19 protein-coding genes are annotated in these 20,676 nt (G+C 51.7%); 12 read left to right on the top strand and 7 right to left on the bottom strand.

Annotation, left to right across the window (positions count from 1 at the left end; genetic code table 11):
- The first annotated feature begins 198 nt into the window (after positions 1-198).
- From DUE52_RS06800 to DUE52_RS06785, 4 genes are all read left to right on the top strand, one after another.
- Complete coding sequence (locus DUE52_RS06800; RefSeq protein WP_114405214.1) at positions 199-1,176, top strand: SMP-30/gluconolactonase/LRE family protein; 978 nt, start codon at positions 199-201, stop codon at positions 1,174-1,176.
- Positions 1,085-2,101 carry a hypothetical protein gene (locus DUE52_RS32335; protein ID WP_165840878.1) on the top strand — a complete coding sequence of 339 codons (1,017 nt, stop codon included), beginning with the start codon at positions 1,085-1,087 and terminating at the stop codon, positions 2,099-2,101. Before DUE52_RS06800 ends, DUE52_RS32335 begins: the two co-directional genes overlap by 92 nt.
- Positions 2,102-2,107: 6 nt before the next feature.
- Positions 2,108-3,046, top strand: coding sequence for an aldo/keto reductase (locus tag DUE52_RS06790; protein WP_114405212.1), 939 nt, complete (start codon positions 2,108-2,110; stop codon positions 3,044-3,046).
- A gap of 144 nt (positions 3,047-3,190) precedes the next feature.
- Positions 3,191-3,982, top strand: a complete 792-nt coding sequence (locus DUE52_RS06785; RefSeq protein WP_114405211.1) for an SDR family NAD(P)-dependent oxidoreductase — start codon at positions 3,191-3,193, stop codon at positions 3,980-3,982.
- A gap of 9 nt (positions 3,983-3,991) precedes the next feature.
- Here DUE52_RS06785 and DUE52_RS06780 read toward each other — a convergent pair whose 3' ends face one another.
- The 3 genes from DUE52_RS06780 to DUE52_RS06770 all read right to left on the bottom strand — a co-directional run bounded on the left by DUE52_RS06780 (position 3,992) and on the right by DUE52_RS06770 (position 8,170).
- Positions 3,992-4,645 carry a hypothetical protein gene (locus DUE52_RS06780; RefSeq protein WP_114405210.1) on the bottom strand — a complete coding sequence of 218 codons (654 nt, stop codon included), beginning with the start codon at positions 4,643-4,645 and terminating at the stop codon, positions 3,992-3,994.
- Between the two features lie 172 nt (positions 4,646-4,817).
- Positions 4,818-5,672: a GNAT family N-acetyltransferase gene (locus tag DUE52_RS06775; protein ID WP_114405209.1), complete on the bottom strand. Its 855-nt coding sequence runs from the start codon at positions 5,670-5,672 to the stop codon at positions 4,818-4,820.
- Between the two features lie 17 nt (positions 5,673-5,689).
- On the bottom strand, positions 5,690-8,170 hold the full coding sequence (locus tag DUE52_RS06770) for a TonB-dependent receptor (RefSeq protein ID WP_229312088.1): 2,481 nt from the start codon (positions 8,168-8,170) through the stop codon (positions 5,690-5,692).
- Positions 8,171-8,438: 268 nt separating this feature from the next.
- On the opposite strand from DUE52_RS06770, the gene DUE52_RS06765 reads away from it, so the two are divergent.
- Positions 8,439-9,218, top strand: a complete 780-nt coding sequence (locus DUE52_RS06765) for a TlpA family protein disulfide reductase (RefSeq protein WP_165840877.1) — start codon at positions 8,439-8,441, stop codon at positions 9,216-9,218.
- 443 nt (positions 9,219-9,661) lie between these two features.
- On the opposite strand, the gene DUE52_RS06760 is transcribed toward DUE52_RS06765, so the two are convergent.
- Complete coding sequence (locus tag DUE52_RS06760) at positions 9,662-10,099, bottom strand: DUF6526 family protein (RefSeq protein WP_114405207.1); 438 nt, start codon at positions 10,097-10,099, stop codon at positions 9,662-9,664.
- A 70-nt stretch (positions 10,100-10,169) separates the two neighbouring features.
- Between DUE52_RS06760 and DUE52_RS06755 the strand changes: the two genes are divergently transcribed.
- The 3 genes from DUE52_RS06755 to DUE52_RS06745 all read left to right on the top strand — a co-directional run bounded on the left by DUE52_RS06755 (position 10,170) and on the right by DUE52_RS06745 (position 13,832).
- A complete protein-coding gene (locus tag DUE52_RS06755; protein WP_114405206.1) occupies positions 10,170-11,501 on the top strand; it encodes a DEAD/DEAH box helicase in 1,332 nt (443 codons plus the stop codon).
- Between the two features lie 101 nt (positions 11,502-11,602).
- Positions 11,603-12,523 (top strand): Fic family protein, encoded by a 921-nt coding sequence (locus tag DUE52_RS06750; RefSeq protein WP_229312087.1) that lies wholly within the window; start codon positions 11,603-11,605, stop codon positions 12,521-12,523.
- A gap of 166 nt (positions 12,524-12,689) precedes the next feature.
- A complete protein-coding gene (locus DUE52_RS06745) occupies positions 12,690-13,832 on the top strand; it encodes a DEAD/DEAH box helicase (protein ID WP_114405204.1) in 1,143 nt (380 codons plus the stop codon).
- Positions 13,833-13,936: 104 nt separating this feature from the next.
- On the opposite strand, the gene DUE52_RS06740 is transcribed toward DUE52_RS06745, so the two are convergent.
- Both DUE52_RS06740 and DUE52_RS06735 read right to left on the bottom strand, forming a co-directional pair.
- A complete protein-coding gene (locus DUE52_RS06740; protein WP_114405203.1) occupies positions 13,937-14,434 on the bottom strand; it encodes a DinB family protein in 498 nt (165 codons plus the stop codon).
- Positions 14,435-14,520: 86 nt separating this feature from the next.
- Positions 14,521-16,662 (bottom strand): alpha-amylase family protein, encoded by a 2,142-nt coding sequence (locus tag DUE52_RS06735; protein ID WP_114405250.1) that lies wholly within the window; start codon positions 16,660-16,662, stop codon positions 14,521-14,523.
- A 100-nt stretch (positions 16,663-16,762) separates the two neighbouring features.
- Here DUE52_RS06735 and DUE52_RS06730 point away from each other — a divergent pair, with 100 nt between their 5' ends.
- From DUE52_RS06730 to DUE52_RS06720, 3 genes are all read left to right on the top strand, one after another.
- Complete coding sequence (locus tag DUE52_RS06730; RefSeq protein ID WP_179954869.1) at positions 16,763-17,050, top strand: hypothetical protein; 288 nt, start codon at positions 16,763-16,765, stop codon at positions 17,048-17,050.
- Positions 17,051-17,195: 145 nt separating this feature from the next.
- Positions 17,196-18,167 (top strand): Na/Pi cotransporter family protein, encoded by a 972-nt coding sequence (locus tag DUE52_RS06725; protein ID WP_114405202.1) that lies wholly within the window; start codon positions 17,196-17,198, stop codon positions 18,165-18,167.
- A 28-nt stretch (positions 18,168-18,195) separates the two neighbouring features.
- On the top strand, positions 18,196-18,513 hold the full coding sequence (locus DUE52_RS06720; protein ID WP_114405201.1) for a hypothetical protein: 318 nt from the start codon (positions 18,196-18,198) through the stop codon (positions 18,511-18,513).
- 86 nt (positions 18,514-18,599) lie between these two features.
- On the opposite strand, the gene DUE52_RS06715 is transcribed toward DUE52_RS06720, so the two are convergent.
- The gene (locus DUE52_RS06715; RefSeq protein WP_114405200.1) at positions 18,600-20,111 is read right to left on the bottom strand and encodes a choice-of-anchor I family protein; all 1,512 of its coding nucleotides are present in this window, start codon (positions 20,109-20,111) and stop codon (positions 18,600-18,602) included.
- Positions 20,112-20,418: 307 nt separating this feature from the next.
- Between DUE52_RS06715 and DUE52_RS06710 the strand changes: the two genes are divergently transcribed.
- A complete protein-coding gene (locus DUE52_RS06710; protein WP_114405199.1) occupies positions 20,419-20,670 on the top strand; it encodes a hypothetical protein in 252 nt (83 codons plus the stop codon).
- Positions 20,671-20,676: the final 6 nt, after the last annotated feature.

Here is a 20,676-nt window from a genome sequence, read left to right as displayed (position 1 = left end):
TTGGACACTGAAGTGAAAGGATGCTAAAAGTCCGGCTCCGGCCGCCCGGCCTTCAGGGGATTGAGGGGCAAAAGAGAAAGTCCTGATTCAATGTTCGATATTAAGGCGTAAGTGTCTTTTCGTCAATCAATTAAATATCAAACAACGAATATTGACGGGGCCGCCCGCGCGGTAACGAATAATGAGATACAAATAGGCATGAACTACACCGTCGAAAAGCTTCTTGATCTGCCTTTTTACACCGAAGGCCCGGCGGTGGATCGGGATGGAAACTGGTATGTTACGACGCTCACCGGCGGTGAAATCATTCGGCTGGATAAAGCGGGGGATTACACCGTCTGGGGAAAAACCGCTTGCCCCAACGGGCAGGTTGTTTTGCCCACTGGAGAACACTGGGTGTGTGATCCTGAGCAGGCTGCCATCAGCCGGTTCGGTTCGGATGGAGCGTATCAAGGGTCTGTTATTCAGAAGGTTTGTGCCAGTGTGGATGTGCAGTCGCCCAATGATCTGGTGATCGACTCCCGGCAGAATCTCTACTTTACTGACTCGATTCGAGCCGATGGAAAGGTGTTTTTTGTCGGAGCAGACGGAACCGAACGTCTGGTTGCCGACGGCATCGACTACGCCAACGGGCTGGTGTTGTCGGCCGATGAAACGAAGTTGTACGTTGCCGAAAGCTATCAAAACCGGGTGTTGGTGATCGAACTGACCGAACCGGGAATTCCGAAACGACAGGCGACGGTTCTTGCGAATCTTCCGGCCCATTCCTCCGGGAATCCAACTGGCAATTTGCCGGACGGTCTGGCGCTCGATCATCAGGATCGGGTTTGGGTGGCGCACTATGGGATGCAGGCTATTCAGGTAGTATCGGCTCAGGGCGAATGGCAGTTTTCACTGGATACCACCTTGCCACTGACCAGCAACCTGTGTTTTCTGGAAGATCAGCCGGAACGTCAGACACTGCTCGTAACCGGCGGTTTCGGCGAACCGGGGCCGGGCGGAGTGGTTTTGATCACGGTTTATCCTCAACCCAACGAACATGAAGTTACTTTTTTATCGTTTGTTTTTGCTCATGACAATTGCTTTGAAAACCGTAGCGCAGCCTGCGGTCGACTGGTCGGAATTGCCCCCGCTGCCGGGTGGAAAAGGCTGGGCGGGCATGTTCGCGGGTGTTAGCCACGGCGCGCTGGTTTGTTTGGGCGGGGCCAACTTTCCCGACAAATATCCCTGGGAAGGCGGGAAAAAGAAATGGTACGACGACATCTACGTCCTGGCCGATGGAAAGACCTGGTTGAAAGCGGATGAAAAACTGCCCGAAGGCTCAGGCTATGGCGTGACGGTTTCGTACGAAAATACCCTCATTCTGGTTGGCGGAAGCACGGAAAAGGGTCATCTGAACCGGGTAATCGGGTATGAATGGAATGGAAAGAAACTGATTCAATCGAGTTACCCGGAATTGCCGGTTCTGCTGGCGAACATGGCCGGTACGCTGCTGGGTGATGTGATTGTGATTGCCGGAGGAATCAGCACACCAACCGGAATACCCTTGAAAAAATGCTACGCACTGAATTTGAAAAACCGCTCACAGGGCTGGTTCGAAATCGATGCGTGGCCGGGGCCGGAGCGGCAGTTTCCGGTTTGTACGGTTTATCAAAATCACTTTTATCTCTTTGGCGGGGAAACCGTTGGACTTAATGCCAAAGGTGAGAAATACCGGTCTATTCTGCTGGATGCGTTTCGTTTACGGCTGGAGCAAAAGAACAATAAATGGGTTGGTGTCTGGGAAACATTGTCCCCGATTCCCCGTGGCATGTCGGCCGGTGGAACGGTTTTGCCCGTTCTGAACAACGACCGGTTTTTGTTCTGGGGCGGGGTCGATGCGGTAACGGCGGCTTACAAAACACCGGCGACCCATCCCGGAATTATTCAAAGCCTGCTTTTTTATTTTCCCGACACCGATAGCTGGGAATACATCGGTCAGCAAACCCGGTTCGAAGCCCGGGTAACCTTGCCTGTGGTGTTCTGGAACAGCCGTTGGGTGTATGTCAGCGGAGAAATAAAACCGGGTATTCGGACGCCGTCGGTGGTGAGTATAAAATAATTTTCCATGACGTATCGCATTTTTCGGGATTACCGGTTTTCGCAGTTGACGCTGGGAACCGTTCAGTTGGGGTTGAATTACGGCATCTCGAACTCGGAAGGGATGCCGGATCGGGCGGAGAGTTTCCGAATGCTTCAACTTGCCGCACAAGCCGGGATCAATACGCTCGATACGGCCCGTCAGTACGGCCATTCGGAGCAGGTGTTGGGTGATTTTCTGGAAGAAACCGGTAAGTCGCATGATCTGAATCTGGTGTCAAAATTCAAAATCAGTCCCGCCAATCTCAGTCATCCGGAGCGGGCGTGGGAAGAGGTGCATCGGAGCGTAAAGGAGTCGCTGGCGGCTCTGAAAGTTGATCGACTGCCGGTTTGCCTGCATCACAAAGGCGCGGAACCGATGGCAGAGGTGATCAAAATTCTGCCAACGATGGTCTCCCGGCTGAAAGAAGAAGGGCTGATTGACATCGGTGGTGTCTCGGCGTATGAGCCTGAGGATGTGGCGTATATTCTGGAAGAAGAGGTGCTGGAAGCGACGCAGATTCCGGTGAATCTGTTCGATCAACGGCTGTTGAAAACCGGCTTGCTCGACCAGTTGCGTAGCCAGTCGAAGCTGGTTTTTGCGCGCAGTGTGTTTTTGCAGGGGCTATTCTTTATGAATCCGACGCAGTTGAAAGGCAGTCTGACAAAAGCAGAACACCACCTGGTTGCACTGCAAAAGCTGGCGCAGCGGGCGCAAATGTCTGTGGCCCAACTTGCTTTTTCGTTTGTCAGGGATTTGCCTGCGGTCGATAGCATCGTTTTTGGAGCGGTCAATCAAGCACAAATCCAGCAGAATATTGCGTTTCTGAATGGCCCGGCGATTCCACCCGACGTGCTGGCCGAAATCCAGGACGTGTTTCAGGCGGTGGAGGAAGAGATCGTGACACCGGCGGTGTGGCGGTTTTAAACTTCGTTATTCAATATTCGTTGTTCGTTATTCGATATTAAAGTGTTGTTTGTCTATTAGTTATAGATTAAATATTGAATAACGAATATCGAATATTGAATAACGAAATTTAAAAACGAATAACGAATATCGAAGAAAAAACAAATGAAAAATCTATTTAGCCTTTCGGGCAAAATTGCCATCGTAACCGGTGGAGCGGGCTTTTTTGGGACGCCCATTTCGTGGGCTCTGGCCGAAGCCGGTGCGGAGGTCATCATTGCATCACGAGATGGTGAAAAATGCCGGAAATTTGCCGCCACCATTCGCGAAAAAGGCTGGCGGGCTGAAGGCATGACACTGGATCTGGAAGATGAAAACTCGATTCGTCGCTTTGTGGACGAAGTGAAAAACCGGTTTGGTCGGATCGATGTGCTGGTCAATAATGCGGTTTCCCGCGAAGGCTTTCAGAATCTGGCCGATATTGACAAGGAAAGCTGGGAAAAAGCCCAGCGGATCAATTCGACCGGTCTGGTGCTGATCACACAGGCCGTGATTGCCGTGATGCTTCCGCAAAAATCCGGTAACATCATTAATATCAGCTCGATTCAGGGCGCGGTCGGTCCACATTTTCCGGTGTATGGAAATACCGGTATGACCAGCCCGGTCAATTATACGTACGACAAATGGGGTATGGTGGGCTTCACCAAATGGCTGGCGAATTACTACGGGAAAGACAACATCCGGGCGAATTGCATCAGTCCCGGCGGCTATGGCCCCGGCGTGGAGCAGATGAGTGGCAAGGAAGAATTTATCGAAAACTACAAACGCCTGACGCCCCTGGGCCGTTTTGCCAACGATGACGACATCAAAGGCCCGGTGGTTTTCATGGCCTCTGATGCGTCAGCGTTTGTTACGGGGCAGAATTTACTGGTCGATGGTGGTTGGACAAGCTGGTAAAAAAGAACGTCACTGATTGGCGAGGTCTTTTTCTGTTACATATTGCATGAGTTCGGTGGCGGCCGTCAGGGCCGGACTCGCCAGGGCGTCACTGAATAGAACGTTAATGGGACCTTCGCCAAAATAAAGTCCGTCAGACACCAGAAACGAAATCCGGACATTTCCCTCGACGGGATGAGGTCGACGGGGGCCGTCCCAGGGGCCGATTTTGGTCACGATGTTGATGCTGGCGTTGAATAGGTTGGAAGTCAGAAGGTTGGAGCGGGAATCGGTGGCTTCCCAAATCACCATCCGTTCGGTATGATTGATGTAGCGGGCGGTTCCGTCCTGATACGACGCCAGCACGTCGAGACCAGTATCCAAACCCACTTCGACGACAACCGCCAGCAATTCTCTCTTTTCGATGGGGAGTCCGTTTTCCCGTAACCGGTGGCAGGCAAGGGCTTTGATCCGGGTTTCAACGTCCGGATCAGCCACTACGTTCTGCAAATCGGAAGCGTCTGCGGTATCTGCCAGCAAAACCATCCACGGATATACGTACGGCGACTGAATGCGGTTTTTGTAATAAGCCAATGAGTCACAGAACAACAGTTCGTAAATGACGTTGGTGGATTCCTGAGAATACGGTTGTGGAGCCGTGTCAGATTGGTGTGTAAGGGCCATGCTTCATGTTCGTTAGCGTTTGCTCCCGCTGACCAGGTCGTTGGGATCGGTAGTCAAAGGTCGCAAGGCGGAAGCAAATCCGGTACTCCAAACTGGTAACTGGCTGGATTGGGTACATAACGGGTGCTATTTCAGGATTTGAATACCCGTGAGCCAGCGAATGAAAGCGGCTTCAGCCCAGTTCGAAGGTGGTTACGCCAAAGATGCCGTTCACGTCGATCCGGGGGGCGTTTCCGGTATACATCCGGGCGGTTTCAAAAACCGGCTGCATTCCGTATTGCCGGGCGAGGGCCACGGCTGCCGGGTTAGCCGCCGGAACATCCAAATAAAACCGGGTTTGGGGGGCAATGGACTGAACGAGTCCGATCAGAAGTTGATTGGCGAAGGCGGGCGTTTCAGCAAATAGGGGGCCAATTTTATACCCCTGGCGGCTGGGCCGAATCACGCCATACCCTTGGATTTCCTCGCCAACAACGACCGCAAACGCCTTGGAGTCACGTTGTTGAAGCCATGCCGCCAGAAAATTCGCCCGATCGGCCGGGAAATAACGTCGGTCGTAGGCCAGGAGGGATTCGAAAGGAAGCTGGTCGCCCGGAACGACTGTGGCACCGGTTTCTGCGGAGATAAGCAGGGGCGTGGTGCCTTCGAATCGGATGTTGGTGTAGGCTAACGCAAAACCGGATCGCCGGTAATTTTCCTGCTGTTCGACCACGCCGTCCAGACCGATGGTGCGCCCTTCCAGGTGCTGCATAGCGGCTTTCCAGAGCGCCAGACCGTGGCCCTGCCCCCGGTATCCGGGCCGAACGATGTAGAAACCGATGAACCCAAAATCCGGTGGATAGCGCACCGCCGAGATGCAGGCTATGGGTTGGCCATCGAGCCAGCCTGCCAGAAAACCGTCGGGGTCCGCTGCGTAGAAACAGGCTGCGTCGCCCCAACCGGGGTTCCAGCCTTCGGCAGCCGCCCATTCCACGGCAATGTCCTGTACTTCCGGCAGCGTCATTCGGCGGATTTGGAGGGTGCTCATGTCCGATCAATTGAATTCTAGTAGTCGCCTTCGCCGACGTCTTTTGTTTTCTTCTTGGCCTGCCGCAGTCGGTAATTGAACGTCAGGTTGATTTGCCGAAGCCGCCCCTGCGAGTTGGTTTCGGTGTAGAAATTGGTGCCTTCGGTGATGGAGCGGAACCGGCGGGAATTAAACACGTCGATTACGTTCAGGGTCAGCGTGGCGTTGTTTTTCATGATGTCCTTGCTAACCGCAAAATCCAGCGTGGCAATGGCCTTCCGTTTTCCCTGCGGGGTCAGTTGGGGCGCTTCGTAGTTGGCGCGCAGTTGGACGTCGGTTTTTTCCCAAACCGTCAGCCGGTTGGTGGCCCGCACAAACCAGCTATAGGTATCACTCTGAAAGTTGGCGTCAAGGTTGTCGCCGTTGGTAACGGCGCGGAAGAAGTTAAAGCTACCATCCATTTTCCACCATTTAACCGGCGTGAATGAGCTGGTAAACTCGGCCCCGTAGGAGTCTTCAGTCGCCAGATTTTCGGGGCGCGTATTCGAAAAACCGTTTTCGTCGACCCGGCGGATGCGCACGATTTTGCCGGTGGTATGCCGGTAATACAGCGACGAGCCGATGGAACCTTTCGCGAAGTATTTGATGTGGCCAATTTCGAAAGCATCCGTAAATTCCGGGTTCAGATCGGGGTTACCGCTCCAGAAGTTCCGGTTGTCACTAAAGGTCGAAAACGGGCTGAGGTCGTTGTAGTTTGGTCGGCGAACCCGGCGGCTGTAGCTCAGTTGCAGCGCATTCTGCTGCGGCATGTCGTAGGTGACGTGAACACTCGGAAACAGGTTGGCGTAGCTGCGGGGATTGACCTCGTTGGTTTGTTTCAGCGTCGTGGTGACGTCCGTCCACTCGGCTCGTAACCCCGCCTGGTATGAGAATTTGCGGGTTTTGTTGCCAATCATCCCGTAAACCGCATTGATGTTTTCTTCGTACAGAAAGTCGTTGGTCAGGCCCGGAACCGGAATCCAGCCGCCATCGGAAGTCTGTTCCCGCACCCAGTAGTTGTTGGTCATGTCGCGCGTACTGCTCCGCAAACCGGCCTCAAACTTGCCGTCTTTTGCAAACGGCTGGATGTAGTCGATCTGCACCAGAAACTGCTTCTCGGTTTCGTCGTTGATCGACCGTTGCAGCGAACTCGGGATGCCGGAAGGACCGCCATCGGGCAGAACCGTCCGCTGACCGAAATACTGATCCGAACTTTCCCAATTGTCCAGATACCGCAGGTCGGCGGTCAGTTCGTGTCCCTGGCGTTTGAACGACCGTTTGTAGGTCAGGGCGTATTCGGAATTGGGTTCGGTTTCGGTTTCGTCCTGCGTGCGGTAGGTGATGCTCTGCGGGTTGCTCAGGCTGGCAATGTAATCGCGGTACCGGATGTCCGTAAACCGTTTGCCTTTGCTGATCCGCCAGGTATACGCGCCAGTCAGGACGTTTTTGTCGTTGAAAAAATAGTCGATCCCGGCCCGGGCGTTGTTGTTTTGCCCTTTGAGTTTGCTGGTCGAGTTTTGCTCGGTCAGGAACGTCGAATCGTTGCGGTATAGCTCCTGATACAGGGTGCTGCGGCCCGGGGTGTTGCGGTAGGCCGCGGTATAATTGACGAAAAAATTCAGGTTTTTGCGCCGGTAATTGACGTTGGCGGCCAGTCCATAATTGGTTGGATGGCCGACAATGACGTCAAAGGAGCCATTGAAGCCCTCTTTCCGTTCTTTTTTCAGAATGATGTTGATAATACCGCCCATGCCTTCCGCTTCGTAGCGCGCCGATGGGTTGGTGATCACTTCGATGCGTTCGATGCTGCTGCCCTGCAACTGTTGCAAACCGCTGCCACCCTTGATGCTGACCAGGCCCGACGGTTTTCCGTCGATCAGAATCCGGACGCTGTTGCTGCCCCGCAGGCTGACGTTGCCCTCGACATCTACGGCCACCGACGGCACATTGCTCAGAATATCGGCGGCTGTTCCGCCCGCGTTGGCGAGGTCTTTCCCCACGTTGAAAATCTTTTTATCCAGCGAAAATTCCATCGAACTTTTTTCACCCTGCACCACCACTTCATCCAATGTGCTGGCCGAAGCCGCGAGTTTAAGCGTGCCGATGTCGAGCGGAGAATTGTCGCGGGTCAGGCGGATGGCGGATTTTTTCAGGGATTTGTAACCAATAAATTCCAGAACGGCGTAGTAATTTCCGGCGACAGCATCGACCGAAAATTCGCCGGTTTCGGTGGTGATGGCCCCCGCAACGAATGAACTGTCGGCCTGTTTGAACAACCGGACGCTGGCAAAAATAAGCGGAGCGTTGGTTTGGGCGTCCAGCGCTTTCCCCTTCACTTTCAGTTTGCCATCCTGGGCATAGCCAGAAGAGAAGGTAAAGACACAGAAAATTACCAGTTGACTTGCGTAAAAAATGTATTTTTTGAAGTTTAGGGAAGACATGCCCGGTAGCAGGAAAAGGGTAGTAAAGGTTCGGTTCATTCGCTTATTTCGTATAGACAACAAAGGCCGTTTGGTGCTTTTTTTACTTTAGATACGCATAGATGGTGAGATCGACTCCGGTTGGTTTGGGTCGGCGATGTGATACTGCTCGCAAATCGGGAAGAGATGGCCTTAACTACTTGAAATGGGTGTAGTTTGCGTTCGAAACAGAATGGTCCGGATAGCTTACAACTACCTATTTCTGCAAAAGTAGGATTTTTCTGGCAAAAAAGAGTGAAAAATGATCGATAATCAGTACGTTACTACGATGAAGTGGAGCCTTGTTTTTGGAATTGTTTTGGTGAGTCTACTCACAATTTCCTGTAGTCAAAATAAACGATACGGCAACCCCGTTGCGGAGCCTGCTATCCTTCTGAAAGACATCACGAGTTTTCTGGCTTACCGCGAAAAAAATGTAAAGTTGTCTGACGACTACCAGGCGCTGGATACGCTTGCCAACCCCATGACGCAGGAAAGTTTTTTGAAATCCATTTCCACCGGACGGTATTTTCCCTTGCGGCTGAAATCGGATGATTCGACCGCCGTGTATCAGTTGTCTAAATTGGAGGATGCGGTCAGTCAGGACATTAAAACGACGGTGAAGTACTGGGGACTGGAAGAACTGGAGCATTTTCAGAAGGAAGGGACGGCGCTGCCTGCGTATCAGTTTACGGATCTGGAAGGAAACGTTTACACCAATCAAAGTACAAAAGGGAAAATTGTGGTATTGAAATGCTGGTTTATTGCCTGTTTGCCGTGTGTTCAGGAAATGCCGGCGCTGAATGAACTGAAAAGCCACTACAAAAACCGCCCGGATGTGTTGTTTCTCAGTCTTTGTCTGGATCCCCGGCAAAAGGTCGCTGCGTTTTTAAAGAAAAAACAATTTGATTACGCCGTCATACCCGATCAGGAAAGTTATCTGACCGACCAACTGCAAATCAACGCGTATCCCACTCATTTCGTGATTAACAAGCAGGGACTGATCACCAAAAAAGTAACTGATTATCACGCCCTGGTGTATGCATTGAAGAAAGAAACGGCGCAGTAATACCCGTTCAATCGTTTAGACGTATTAAATATAGGCCGGAAGTCTGTCGGGACGGTTCATACAAAATGAATCATCCCTACGGGATTGGTTGGAATTCTGCGGACACGGTTTCTACAACATGGACCATCCCTACGGGATTTTTGATTTTTCCGTAGAGCCCTGATTTTGCCATCCGTCCCGTAGGGATGGTTTATTTTGTAGAAACCACGGGCATTGATAGGTGGATGAGTCCCGTCGGGACGGTTCATACAAAATGGGTCATCCCTACGGACTCTTTTGGAATTCTGGGGCCGCGGTTGCTACAAAATGAATCATCCCTACGGGAATTTTTGGAATTCTGCGGATACGGTTTCTACAACATGGACCATCCCCACGGGAATTCTTTGATTTTCCTAAAACAAACCCAGCATTTTCCTAAAAGCCAAAACCGTATACTGCTCTGCTTACACCCGCAGATGATCGGGCATCCAGTGGACAACCGACTTTTTGATTTCGTCCGGGCTAAGGTTTTCAGCGATAGCGCGTTGGGTCAAATCCGGTAGTTCGTCGTCCGACGCAAACCGCAGGGCGAGAAGCTGGCCGAACGAAAGTTGGTTTTCGATGGTTTCCAATCGCCGGTTGGTCAGTACGTAATACCGAAACCGCATCTCCAGCCGAACGATTCGGTTCTGATTGTTAAGCGCATAATGCTGCCGCAGCATGAAAGCTAACCAGGTGATCAGGACAATCAGAAGGGAAATGAACGGCCAGATCAAGGTCGGCTCATCGGCTTTGAACGTGTAGTATAGGCTGATTCCCAGCAGAATAAGAACGACCGGGTAAAATACAAAGTGGTGCGGAGGGTAATACCGAACGTGGTTTTCGTAATTTTGTGTTTTCATGGAGGCTATGGGTAAGCGTTCCTACGTAAAGAGTAAAAGAGCCTAAATGGTTTCGTTTATAGAAAAGGATATGACTTTTGAAGAATTAAATCTGAATAAACCGCTTTTAAATGCCTTGACGGATCTGGGCTACACCACGCCTACGCCCATTCAGCAGACGGTATTTTCGGTGGTGATGTCGGGAAAAGATGTGTGTGGCATTGCCCAAACCGGAACCGGCAAGACGTTTGCGTATCTGCTGCCGTGTCTGCGGCAATTCCAGTTTTCGAAAGATCGGCTTCCGCAACTGCTCATCATTGTTCCGACGCGGGAACTGGTGGTGCAGGTCGTGGAAGCGGTGAAGCAGTTGACTCCCTATATGAATCTGGCCGTGGTGGGCATCTACGGCGGGGTGAACATCAAACCGCAGATTGCCGAAGTGGAGCAGGGAATGGATGTGCTGGTGGCTACACCGGGTCGGCTGATCGACTTGTCCATCAAGGGATTACTGAAAACCAAAACCATCAAGCGGCTGGTGATCGATGAGGTGGACGAAATGCTGAACCTCGGATTTCGGACGCAATTGACCACCATTCTGGATTTGTTGCCGGTCCGGCGGCAGAACCTGTTGTTTTCGGCCACCATGACCGAAGAGGTGGAGGGTTTGATCGAAACGTATTTCAACAATCCGGTTCGGGTCGAAGCGGCTCCGGTGGGAACGCCCCTGGAAAACATCAGCCAGACGGCGTATGCGGTTCCGAATTTTTATACCAAGATCAATCTGCTCGAATTGCTGCTCCGTCAGGATGCTGAGATGACCAAAGTGCTGGTTTTTGTGGCGACCAAAAATCTGGCTAACCAGCTTTACGAGCAACTGGAAGCGAAGTTTCCCGAGCAAATTGGCGTTATTCACTCCAACAAGGAACAAAACCACCGCTTCAATTCGGTCCGGCAGTTTCAGGAGGGGAATTACCGTATTCTGATTGCAACCGACATCATCGCCCGGGGGCTGGATGTGGCCGAGGTGTCGCACGTCGTCAATTTCGACATCCCGGAAGTGCCCGAAATGTACATTCACCGGATTGGCCGGACGGGTCGCGCCGACCGGAACGGGATCGCCATTGCGTTTATTACCGAAAAGGAAAAAGAGCAGCAGGCCACCATCGAGCAGTTGATGAATTACGCCATTCCGATCTTGCCGCTCCCCGAGGACCTTGTCATTTCGGACGTGCTGACCGAAGATGAAAAACCGAAGGTGAACATGAAAAACCCGGGCGTTAAAATTCACCTGAGCGATACCTTTGGCGGAGCATTTCACGAGAAAATCGAGAAAAACAAGAAGGTCAATGTGCGCCGGAACCACGCGGAGGAGATGATGAAGAAGTACGGGAAACCGATCAAGAAAACCCGGAAAAATAACTGACGGGAAGGCTACATTTGGACCGGACGTCTTACCTTTGATAGTATCAAATGATACTATCACGTATGAAGCCGCCTTATGAAATAACGAGTAACATCTTGAGTATGACCGCTTCTGTTTCCGAAAAAATAGGAGCGGTTAATGCGGCCCATTTACAAAAACCACCCGCTGAATTGCGGAAAAAAGCCCGGATCAGAACCATTCAGTCTTCACTGGAGATCGAGGGCAATACGCTTTCCGAAGAGCAAATTACGGCCATACTGGAAAATAAGCGGGTGATTGCTCCACAGAAAGATATTCTGGAAGTTAAAAATGCCATTGCAGTTTATGATCAGCTAAGCGAATTCAATCCGTATAGCCTCGCTTCGTTTTGCAAAGCACACCAAGTGCTGATGACCGGACTCGTCGAATCACCGGGACAATTGCGAACAAAAAGCGTCGGCATTGTAAAAGGTTCTGAAATTACCCACGTTGCACCACCCGGCGGCATGGTCAAAGCGCTTCTGAATGATCTTTTTGCCTATCTAAAAAAGGACAAAGAACTGCTGCTCATCAAAAGCTGTGTATTTCATTATGAGCTTGAATTCATTCATCCGTTTATGGATGGCAACGGGCGGATGGGGCGACTCTGGCAAACCGTACTTTTGATTTCTAAATACCCTGTTTTTGAATTTCTCCCAATTGAATCCATCATAAAAGAACGGCAATTGCGATATTATGAAGCCCTGAGTAAGTCTGATAAAGCCGGTCATTCAACGGGGTTTATCGAGTTTATGCTCGAAGTGATCAATGATGCACTAGAAGTGCTTTTAAAATCGCAGGGCACTACCCTTACAGGAAGGGATCGAGTCACTTTATTCAAAGAGAAAATAAAAAACATGGTTTTTACCAGACAGGATTACCTTCGTGAGTTCAAAGAAATTTCAACGGCCACAGCAAGCAGGGATTTGAAATGGGGGGTTGATGAAGGCATGATTGAAAAAACCGGAGACAAGCGGTTGACGCAGTATCAGTTTGTTGAATGATGATGATTCTTGTCGGTCAATCTCATTTTATTCTTTCCAGATTTGATTTTCTCAAGTTCAAATGAGCCTGAACTTCGGATTATAGACGTACAAAACCACCGCCCCGGTATTTAGTGGTATATTTGAAGCCGGAAGCCATTTCTATCCTTCCTCCTTTTAGCAGATTATGTCTTTTTCATCGCTTGGATTATCCGAACCGCTCCTGAAAGCCGTCGCGGAGCAACAGTATACCGAACCCTATCCCATTCAGCAGGAAGCCATCCCAACCATTCTGAAAGGGCACGATGTGCTGGGAATTGCCAAAACCGGCTCGGGCAAAACCGCCGGTTTTGTGCTGCCGATTCTGGAACTATTTCAGCGCCGGAAGACCACCAACGACCGCAATGTAAAAGTGCTGGTGTTGGTACCCACCCGCGAACTGGCCGTTCAGGTGGCCGAAGTGTTTCAAACCTTAAGTGCCAATTTGCCCCGAAAAGTGAAAACCCTGGCGGTGTATGGCGGGGTGTCCATCAATCCGCAGATGATGGCCCTGCTGGGTGCCGAAATTGTGGTAGCAACGCCGGGCCGACTGCTGGACCTGGTGTCTTCCAACGCCTTACACCTCTGGGAAGTGGCGATTCTGGTGCTCGACGAAGCCGATAAAATGCTGGATCTGGGCTTTGCCGGCGAGATGAACGAGATTTTTGAAATGTTACCCAAAAACCGCCAGAACATTCTGTTTTCGGCCACGTTGGGCGATGCGATTCAGGGAATCCGGGAAAATCTGCTGCGCAATCCGATTAAAATTGAAATTGCCGAAGAACCGCAGAATCTGGATCTGATCAAGCAGGTCGCCTACCGGATCGACCCGGAACGGAAAGGGCCGTTGCTGCGGTATTTGATCAAGGAACGCAAAATGACGCAGGTGCTGGTGTTTGTTTCATCGACCCGGACGGCCGACAATCTGGTGGTGAAGCTGCGGAAAAACGGCGTGCAGGCCGAAGCCATTCACGGCGATAAAAGCCAGGGCGCGCGAACCGAAACGCTGAGTAAATTTAAATCCGGAAAGTTGCCGGTAATGGTGGCTACTGATCTGATTTCCAGAGGGATCGATATTCAATTGTTGCCGTTTGTGATCAACTACGAATTGCCACGTTCTCCCAAGGATTACATTCACCGGATTGGCAGAACGGGCCGCGCCGAGGCCGAAGGGGAAGCCATTTCCCTGATCTGCCCCGACGACGAACACCATTTTAAAATCATCCAGAAAAAAATGGGCAAGCGGGTTGAAATGGTCGATACCGAGGAACTGAGTTTGCAGGGGTATTGATTCAACGCGAGACTAAAGAGCAGAGAAGTGAGAGTAAAGAAAAAACGCATGGTTGTTCAGTAGTTAAGTCTTTACTCTCTCGTCTCATCTCTTTCATCTCTCTATCAAAAACCAGGTTCATCCGCACTTGGGCCATAGCTGCCCGGAATCGGAATATTCAGCAGACGAAGGTATACGCCCAATTGCGCCCGGTGATGCACAATCTGACTGAACGAAATGCGGATCATTTCGCCTTTCGAGGTGTCGCTGTAAATTTGTTCGCCCTCGCGCAGCACCCACCGGCCTTCCAGTTGTTCTTCAGTAGCCTGTTCCAGGTGTGCTTTTCCATCGGCCAGCATCCGTTCGAAATAGTCCAGCAACTGGGCCGTATCGTTAATCGCTACGGGCTGATATGGAGTCGTGGCGAAATCGAGTTCTTCGGTGGTCAACGCCAGCGTCACCCACGAAGGCAATTCGGCAATGTGGGTTGCCAGCGCCCGGACGGTCATGCTTTTTTCGTGCGGTTGCCAGTCATACTTATCATTGGGAACGCGGCCCAGCATGTTCCGGGTGGTTTTGGCTTCCTGCTCCATTTCCTTCAAAAGCATTTCGATCTGTGACATAGTCGTTGGGGTTTGTTTACGATACAAAGTAAACGCGACCCGGTGACAGCCCTATGTCAGTAGCCTTTGGCGGCTAGCCGATATATTTACCGGTCCAGTACCACGCCGTCGAAGTCGCCGAGTTTGGCCACTTTCAACTCCACAAAACCGTCTTTCCACGTAAACGGTACCGGTTTTTCGGTCACCATCGAGAAGACTTTCGAGGGCTTGAAGTCCGACTTGATTCTGAAGGTTAGCTCATAAACCGGCAGCGGTTTGAAATACGTGTTTCCGCTAAAACCGGTGAGGTTGACCAGGTGCAGAATCAGGCCGTCGGTGGTTTTCTTCGTGACGTTGGCCGGGATGTTTTTCGTGTATTCCTGCAAAATGACTTCGATTCGTTCGGGCGCGTTGGTCTGAACCAGTTGGTTGGCTTCCGGCAACAGGTAGTCGATGGCGTCCAGCAGAATGTTTTTGTGTTGTTCGTAGCCGTGCATGTAATAGAGCCGACCCAGATTGATCGGTAGGATAACCGCCTGACTTTTAGCGTGTTTTTTGACGCCCATCGCGTAATGCCCGGTGGGGTCGTGACCGCCGATGATTTCTGGTGGGCCGGGGCGACCCTTTGCCAGAATCGGCAGAAAAACCGCATCGGCGGCTTTCAGGTCATAAAGACCCAGATTGAATTTCCAGAAAAGCATCGACTGTTTCTGAAAACGTTTGAAGACGGTTTTGTTTTCGGGGTTGAGGTAAAACCCGGCCCCGTCGTGGTCTTTCTGGATAATTTTGGCCCCGAACAAGTCCTGCAAGGTTTCCGGACTGTCGAACAGCGTCCGGTTGGTGGCAATGAGGTGGGTACCTTGCTGACTCGCTTCTTTCAAAACCCGGATGGCTTCGGCACTCAGGTAGGTGATTTCCGGCAAAATCAAGAGTTTGTATTTTTTGACTTTCTCGGCCAGGTTGCCGAGCTGTGCGTCTTCGATGATGTCGAACGGCAGGTGCGCTTCTTTCAGCATCAGCACAATGCCCCGGTATTCCTGCATGGGTTCGCCACTCGGCCAGGCTCCTGGAGCCACAACGGCGATTTTAGCGACGGATTTGTAGTTCCCGAAATACGGTTCGTGTTTCTTGTGGTGGGCGTAAATGGTTTTGACGATGTCGAAGTTTCGCTCGTCTTCGTAACCCCGCATGTCGCCCATCAGGCTGATATCCAGACCCGAGCCGTTGGCGATGTTTTCGTACAGCCGAATGCCGACTTCTTCCGGCTCCACGGCATTGTAGCGCGACTGAAACGAAATCTGCTGAATGCTGGCGTTGCTGACGATGTGATCGGGAAACGAATGGACGGCATTGCTCACATTATCGGAAGCCGTGTAAGGCCAGTAGGGAAGGCTGGTGTTCGACTGGGATTCGTGCCGGATGATGTCGACGTATTTGTCCATATACGTGCAGATCGCAATCTGGTTATTTTTGGACTTTACCAGTTCGTGCAATCGCTTCGACCAGTCTTCGACCGTGGCTTTTTTAAAGGCCAGGTACTTTTGAAAAACCGGGTCGGCTTTGTTCTCGACGATGGGCAATGTCATTCCCGAACTGAAGGCTGCGAAGGCTTTTTTATCCGCTTCGTTCTGGTCGATGCCGTGGTATTTGCCCTCGTACGGGTTGTTGACCTGATAGCCTGGCATGTTCAGGAAAATACCGTCGATCGGAAACTGGTCGATCACCTCGGCGATGATTTTGAACGCCCGGTCCTGCACATACGGCGCGTTGATCGACACCACGTACATATCCGTGTTGATGATCCGTTCGCCTTTTGGGGAAATATAACACCAGTCGGGGTGGGCTTTGAAGATGCTTTCGTGAACCCGGCTGAAGTCGAACCGTACCACCACCCGGATGCCGTTTTCGTGGCACTTTTTGATGACCTCAGCCAGCGTATTCGGTTTCATGTAGGGGTTGGTATACTGAAAATCGAGCTGGGTGGGGTAGAAGGCCATAATGCCGCCCGCGTTGATCAGCAGCGTGTTGGCCGAACACGCCAGAAGGTCTTTCAGCAGCGAATCCGGGTGGAGCGTAGCGGCTTCGTAGGCTGGCAAATTAGTCTGGATCACGCGCAGGTTGTTGGCTTTCCACCACGGCAGGTTGTCCGGCCATTTTACGGATGGGGCTGGCTGGGCGGTTTTTTGGGCAATTCCGGCAGTAAACAAAAACAGAAAGGAAAGTAAAGAAAAGAGAAATGGCTTTTTCACGGGAACGGGATAGGTCTGATTGAAAGCTGGAAGAATAAAAGTAGTCAGAAAGTGGGCGCAAATCAATGGCTTCTACAAAACCGGAACGTAACTTACCGGTATGAAACTGACCTGGACTTTCTACTCCAAAACGAACCAGCCCATTACGCTGACCGTGATTTACGTGCTGGAATTGGATAAACACCAACTCGAATATGGCGGTTTTCTGGACACCGATTCCAATCGGGCTTATGTCGACTGGGCCACGTTCAAACGCTTCGATGATGCCTCGATCAAGGTGCGGAAAGATGCTTTTGCCCGGTTAAAACGCATTACGAAAAAGGAGGACGGGATGCTCGGCGATGTGCTGGTGCGGTTTACGCCGGAAGGCAACGCCCCGGCGGAATGAGCAGCTTATACCACTATCGACTGAAACAAAGCCCTGGTTCGTCGCCCGGTTTTAGAGCCGGGTAATCATAACAAATCCATAATCTTCCATACGGTGATAAAAACCGGTCAAGCCGTAACTTCGATGAACCAAGTGGCTTTCTTTTATGGCGTATCTGGAAATTATCCTGCTCGTCTTGGCCGGTTTGACCCTTTTCCTGTTTGCCCTCAATTACCTGTCAGACGGTTTGAAAGCGATTTCGGGGGATAAACTACAGGGCTGGCTGAAGACATTTACCCGGACGGTATTCACCAGCATTTTGACGGGCGTCGTGGTCACCACGCTGCTGGACTCTTCTTCTGCGGTCATCATCATGACCATTGCGCTGGTCAATTCCGGGGCGTTGACCTTTCGACAGGCCATCGGCATTGTGTTGGGAGCCAATATCGGAACCACCTTTTCAAGTGAACTCATTGCGTTTGACATCGGAAAATGGGCGGGCGTACCCATGGCGGTTGGTCTGGGAATCATGATTCTGGCCCGGCGCGAAACCCTCACCCAATGGGGGCAGGTCATCCTGGGGTTCGGGATGCTTTTTCTGGGACTATTTCTCATGGAGGAGGCCGTTCAACCGCTGAAACACCTACCCCAGGTGGTGAATTGGATGAAGGGGTTGGCTGAACCGTGGATTGGTGCCCTGACGGGTGCCGGCGTAACGGTTTTGCTACAATCGTCGTCGGCCACCGTGGGGATGTCGGTCGTTCTGGCCGGGCAGGGGCTGTTGACCCTCGGGGCGGGTATTGCCGTCATGATGGGGGCCGAACTGGGAACCTGCGCCGATACGCTGGTGGCATCCGTTGGACGCACGAAAGCGGCTGTTCGTACCGGTCTTTTTCATCTCCTTTTCAACCTGTTGTCCATCACACTGGGCCTGTTGCTGATTGTTCCTTTCACCGAACTTGTGCTTTTGATCAGTAAACAGGCTGCGGTTGGGCGCCAGTTGGCCAATGCCCACGTCCTGTTTAATGTTCTGGGGGTTTTGCTGGCGGCTCCTTTTACGTCCCGCTTAGCCGCTGTGTTTGAGCGGTGGGTTCCGGACACCATTTCACCCCCAAAGCGGGCGGTCATGTCCCATTGATAGTTTTGCGGTGTTAACCTACACAGATATGCACATTTTTGATAAGATTGAGAAACGACTGCGGTTTATTGCCCGGGAAGGGTTGGAGATTGGTCCCCGGCACCGGCAAATCCAAAGTGTTGAGTATTTTTTTAATGGTGAAATCCGGATTTCACTGGGCGATTTTATGGTCTACTTGAACGAGGTCGACTGCGAAATTGAGATCAATTCGGCGATTCTGTTTCTGGGTATCAATCCACCCAAAAGTCAGGAAATCGAATCGACGATAACGCACCTGATCCAACTCGTTGAAAAGGAGATTGGTGCTTTTCGGGTACGAATGGTCACTCCACAGGATCGGGACTAACGCTTTACTTTTCCTGTAAAAGACAACACAGGCATGGTTTCTCGATGCCGGTGTTGTGTCTTTATAGTAAAAGTAAAGCGTCTTTCTTATACTTTATCCGGCTGATAAATCTTAACCGTTCCGTCGCCTTCGCTGCTCACCACCAGCATACTGCGGCCGTTGGGACTGTTTTCGGCTGGCACAAACAGTACACCTTCCGGGGCATCACCGGTTTTGAAAAGCTGGAGAAATTGGGGAGCCGCCGGGTTGGTGACATCATAAATGGCAATGGCATCAGCCCGTTCCATCCCGACAAACGCGATGGGTTTACCGTTGATCATCCCGACGGTAACGCCTTCCGGTTCAACACCCTTGTCGTCCGAACGCCCATCATCATACAGGTTGAGATTGGCGGCAATCACCTGATCTTCCAGACTTTTGCCCGAGTCATACACCCGCGCGCCGGTGGATGCGTTGTAAATGCTGAAGCCCCGGCCACCAAAGCCGTAAAGTTCGGTGTAGACGCCACCACTGTTGCCGGCGGTTTTGGTCACCCGCAGGCGGCCCAGGTTGGCGGGCAGTTTCAAGTCCGCAGCGGTTGGAAAAGCCGTCGCGTCCAGGGTGAGGCTGCTGACGCGTACCTGTTCATCAAACGCTGAATATTCCCGGGCGTCGCCTTCATTGGCCGTAATCAGATACCCATTGCCACTGGCTGAAAAGTAGGAAATCGCGTCGGGCAGGAAAAAGGATTTAACGGGCCAGGTCCCCAGACTAATTTTACTGTCCTGATCGCTGGGATCCATGGCGTTGTTGGCCAGGTTAATGTCCTTGGTTCCCAAGGGGTTAATTTTTAAAATGGTGCCAGTCGCCAGATCAATCTCGGCAATGCCATTGTTTTCCTGGAGCGTTACCCACGCTTTTTGGGAATCCGACGAAATCGCTACGTATTCCGGCTCCACATCCTGCGCAAAAGTAGCATTGGGGCCGTAGATCCGGAAACCGCCTGCCGACAACTGCGGCAACGAAGCCGCAAATGACTCGAAGGTGAGGGTTTTGACGCTGTAGTTATCGGCGACGTTGATGATCGAAATGGAACCCACCGGATCAGTGGTATAGTCGGCACTGGGTTCGCCCTCGTTGGCCGTAACGATGTAGGCACCATTGGGGCTAAAGGTGACCATGTCGGGCAGCGCGCCCACGGTAACCTGTTTGACGGTCGACAAATCCGTCGTGTTCAAAACAATCACGCTCCCGTTCGCCTGTTTGTTGGTGGCTTCGAGGGCGATGGCAAGTTTCCCGCCGTATACCGCCACGCTGTTGGCCACACCGCCCAGGGCCGTCAGATCAATGGGTTGTAATTTGGTCACGGTCGGGTAGGCCGTCAGATCCAGGACATCGACTTTGGGGGTCGATTCATTGTTGACCACAAACAGGCGTTTGCTGATCGGGTCGTAGGTCGCAATTTCGGCGGAGGCTTCCCCGCCTAAATCCGTTGAGGAAATTTCTTTGAAGGTGGCCGGGTTTTCCTGCGACGCCCCGGGAGGCTGGTGATCGTTGATACAGGCGTTGGTCAACACCGCTAAAAGGGCCAGTCCAATCCGCCATTTGTTCTGAATCATGCTCGTGTTTATGAGGGGTGAAAGAAACAAAAATAGGAGCCGATCAGGGACAGAAACCATGCGCCGGAAAAGCTTAATAATTATTTAACAGGCTTTTTAACAGGTATTTATGGTAAGTGTCCGTCGCCTTTTTGACCGAAGCCGTAGTGGTGTTACCGGAAGATTAACAAAACCGTTTCAGACTTGATCGTACCGTAATCTGCTTGTTACGCCCTGCTTTTACCTTTGTTCAGTCCACATCCGGCTCCGCTATCCGACCGGATTTCCAGCCTGGACACGCAACCCAACTCGTAACGACCACCAGGTCATGAAAGGCACTTCAAACAACATCATCAGTCTGTGGTTTGGCGCTGACACGCCAATTCGCCAATTCAAAATTGAGAGAAACCGGCCACTCTGGTCAGCCTGTCAGCGGGTTAGCCAGGTTTTTGTCGCGCCTTCCGGCGCTCTGACGCCCGACCAGTATCGTAAATCCGACCGATCGGCTTTTGCCCGAGCGGTTCTGGAGGAATTAAAATACCGGCGGGTTCCGGAAGAAGCAACCTATGAATTGGTCTGAGGTTGA

The organism is Larkinella punicea, assembly GCF_003334855.1.
Taxonomy (GTDB): Bacteria; Bacteroidota; Bacteroidia; order Cytophagales; family Spirosomataceae; genus Larkinella; species Larkinella punicea.
This window is presented reverse-complemented; position numbering and strand designations above follow the sequence as displayed.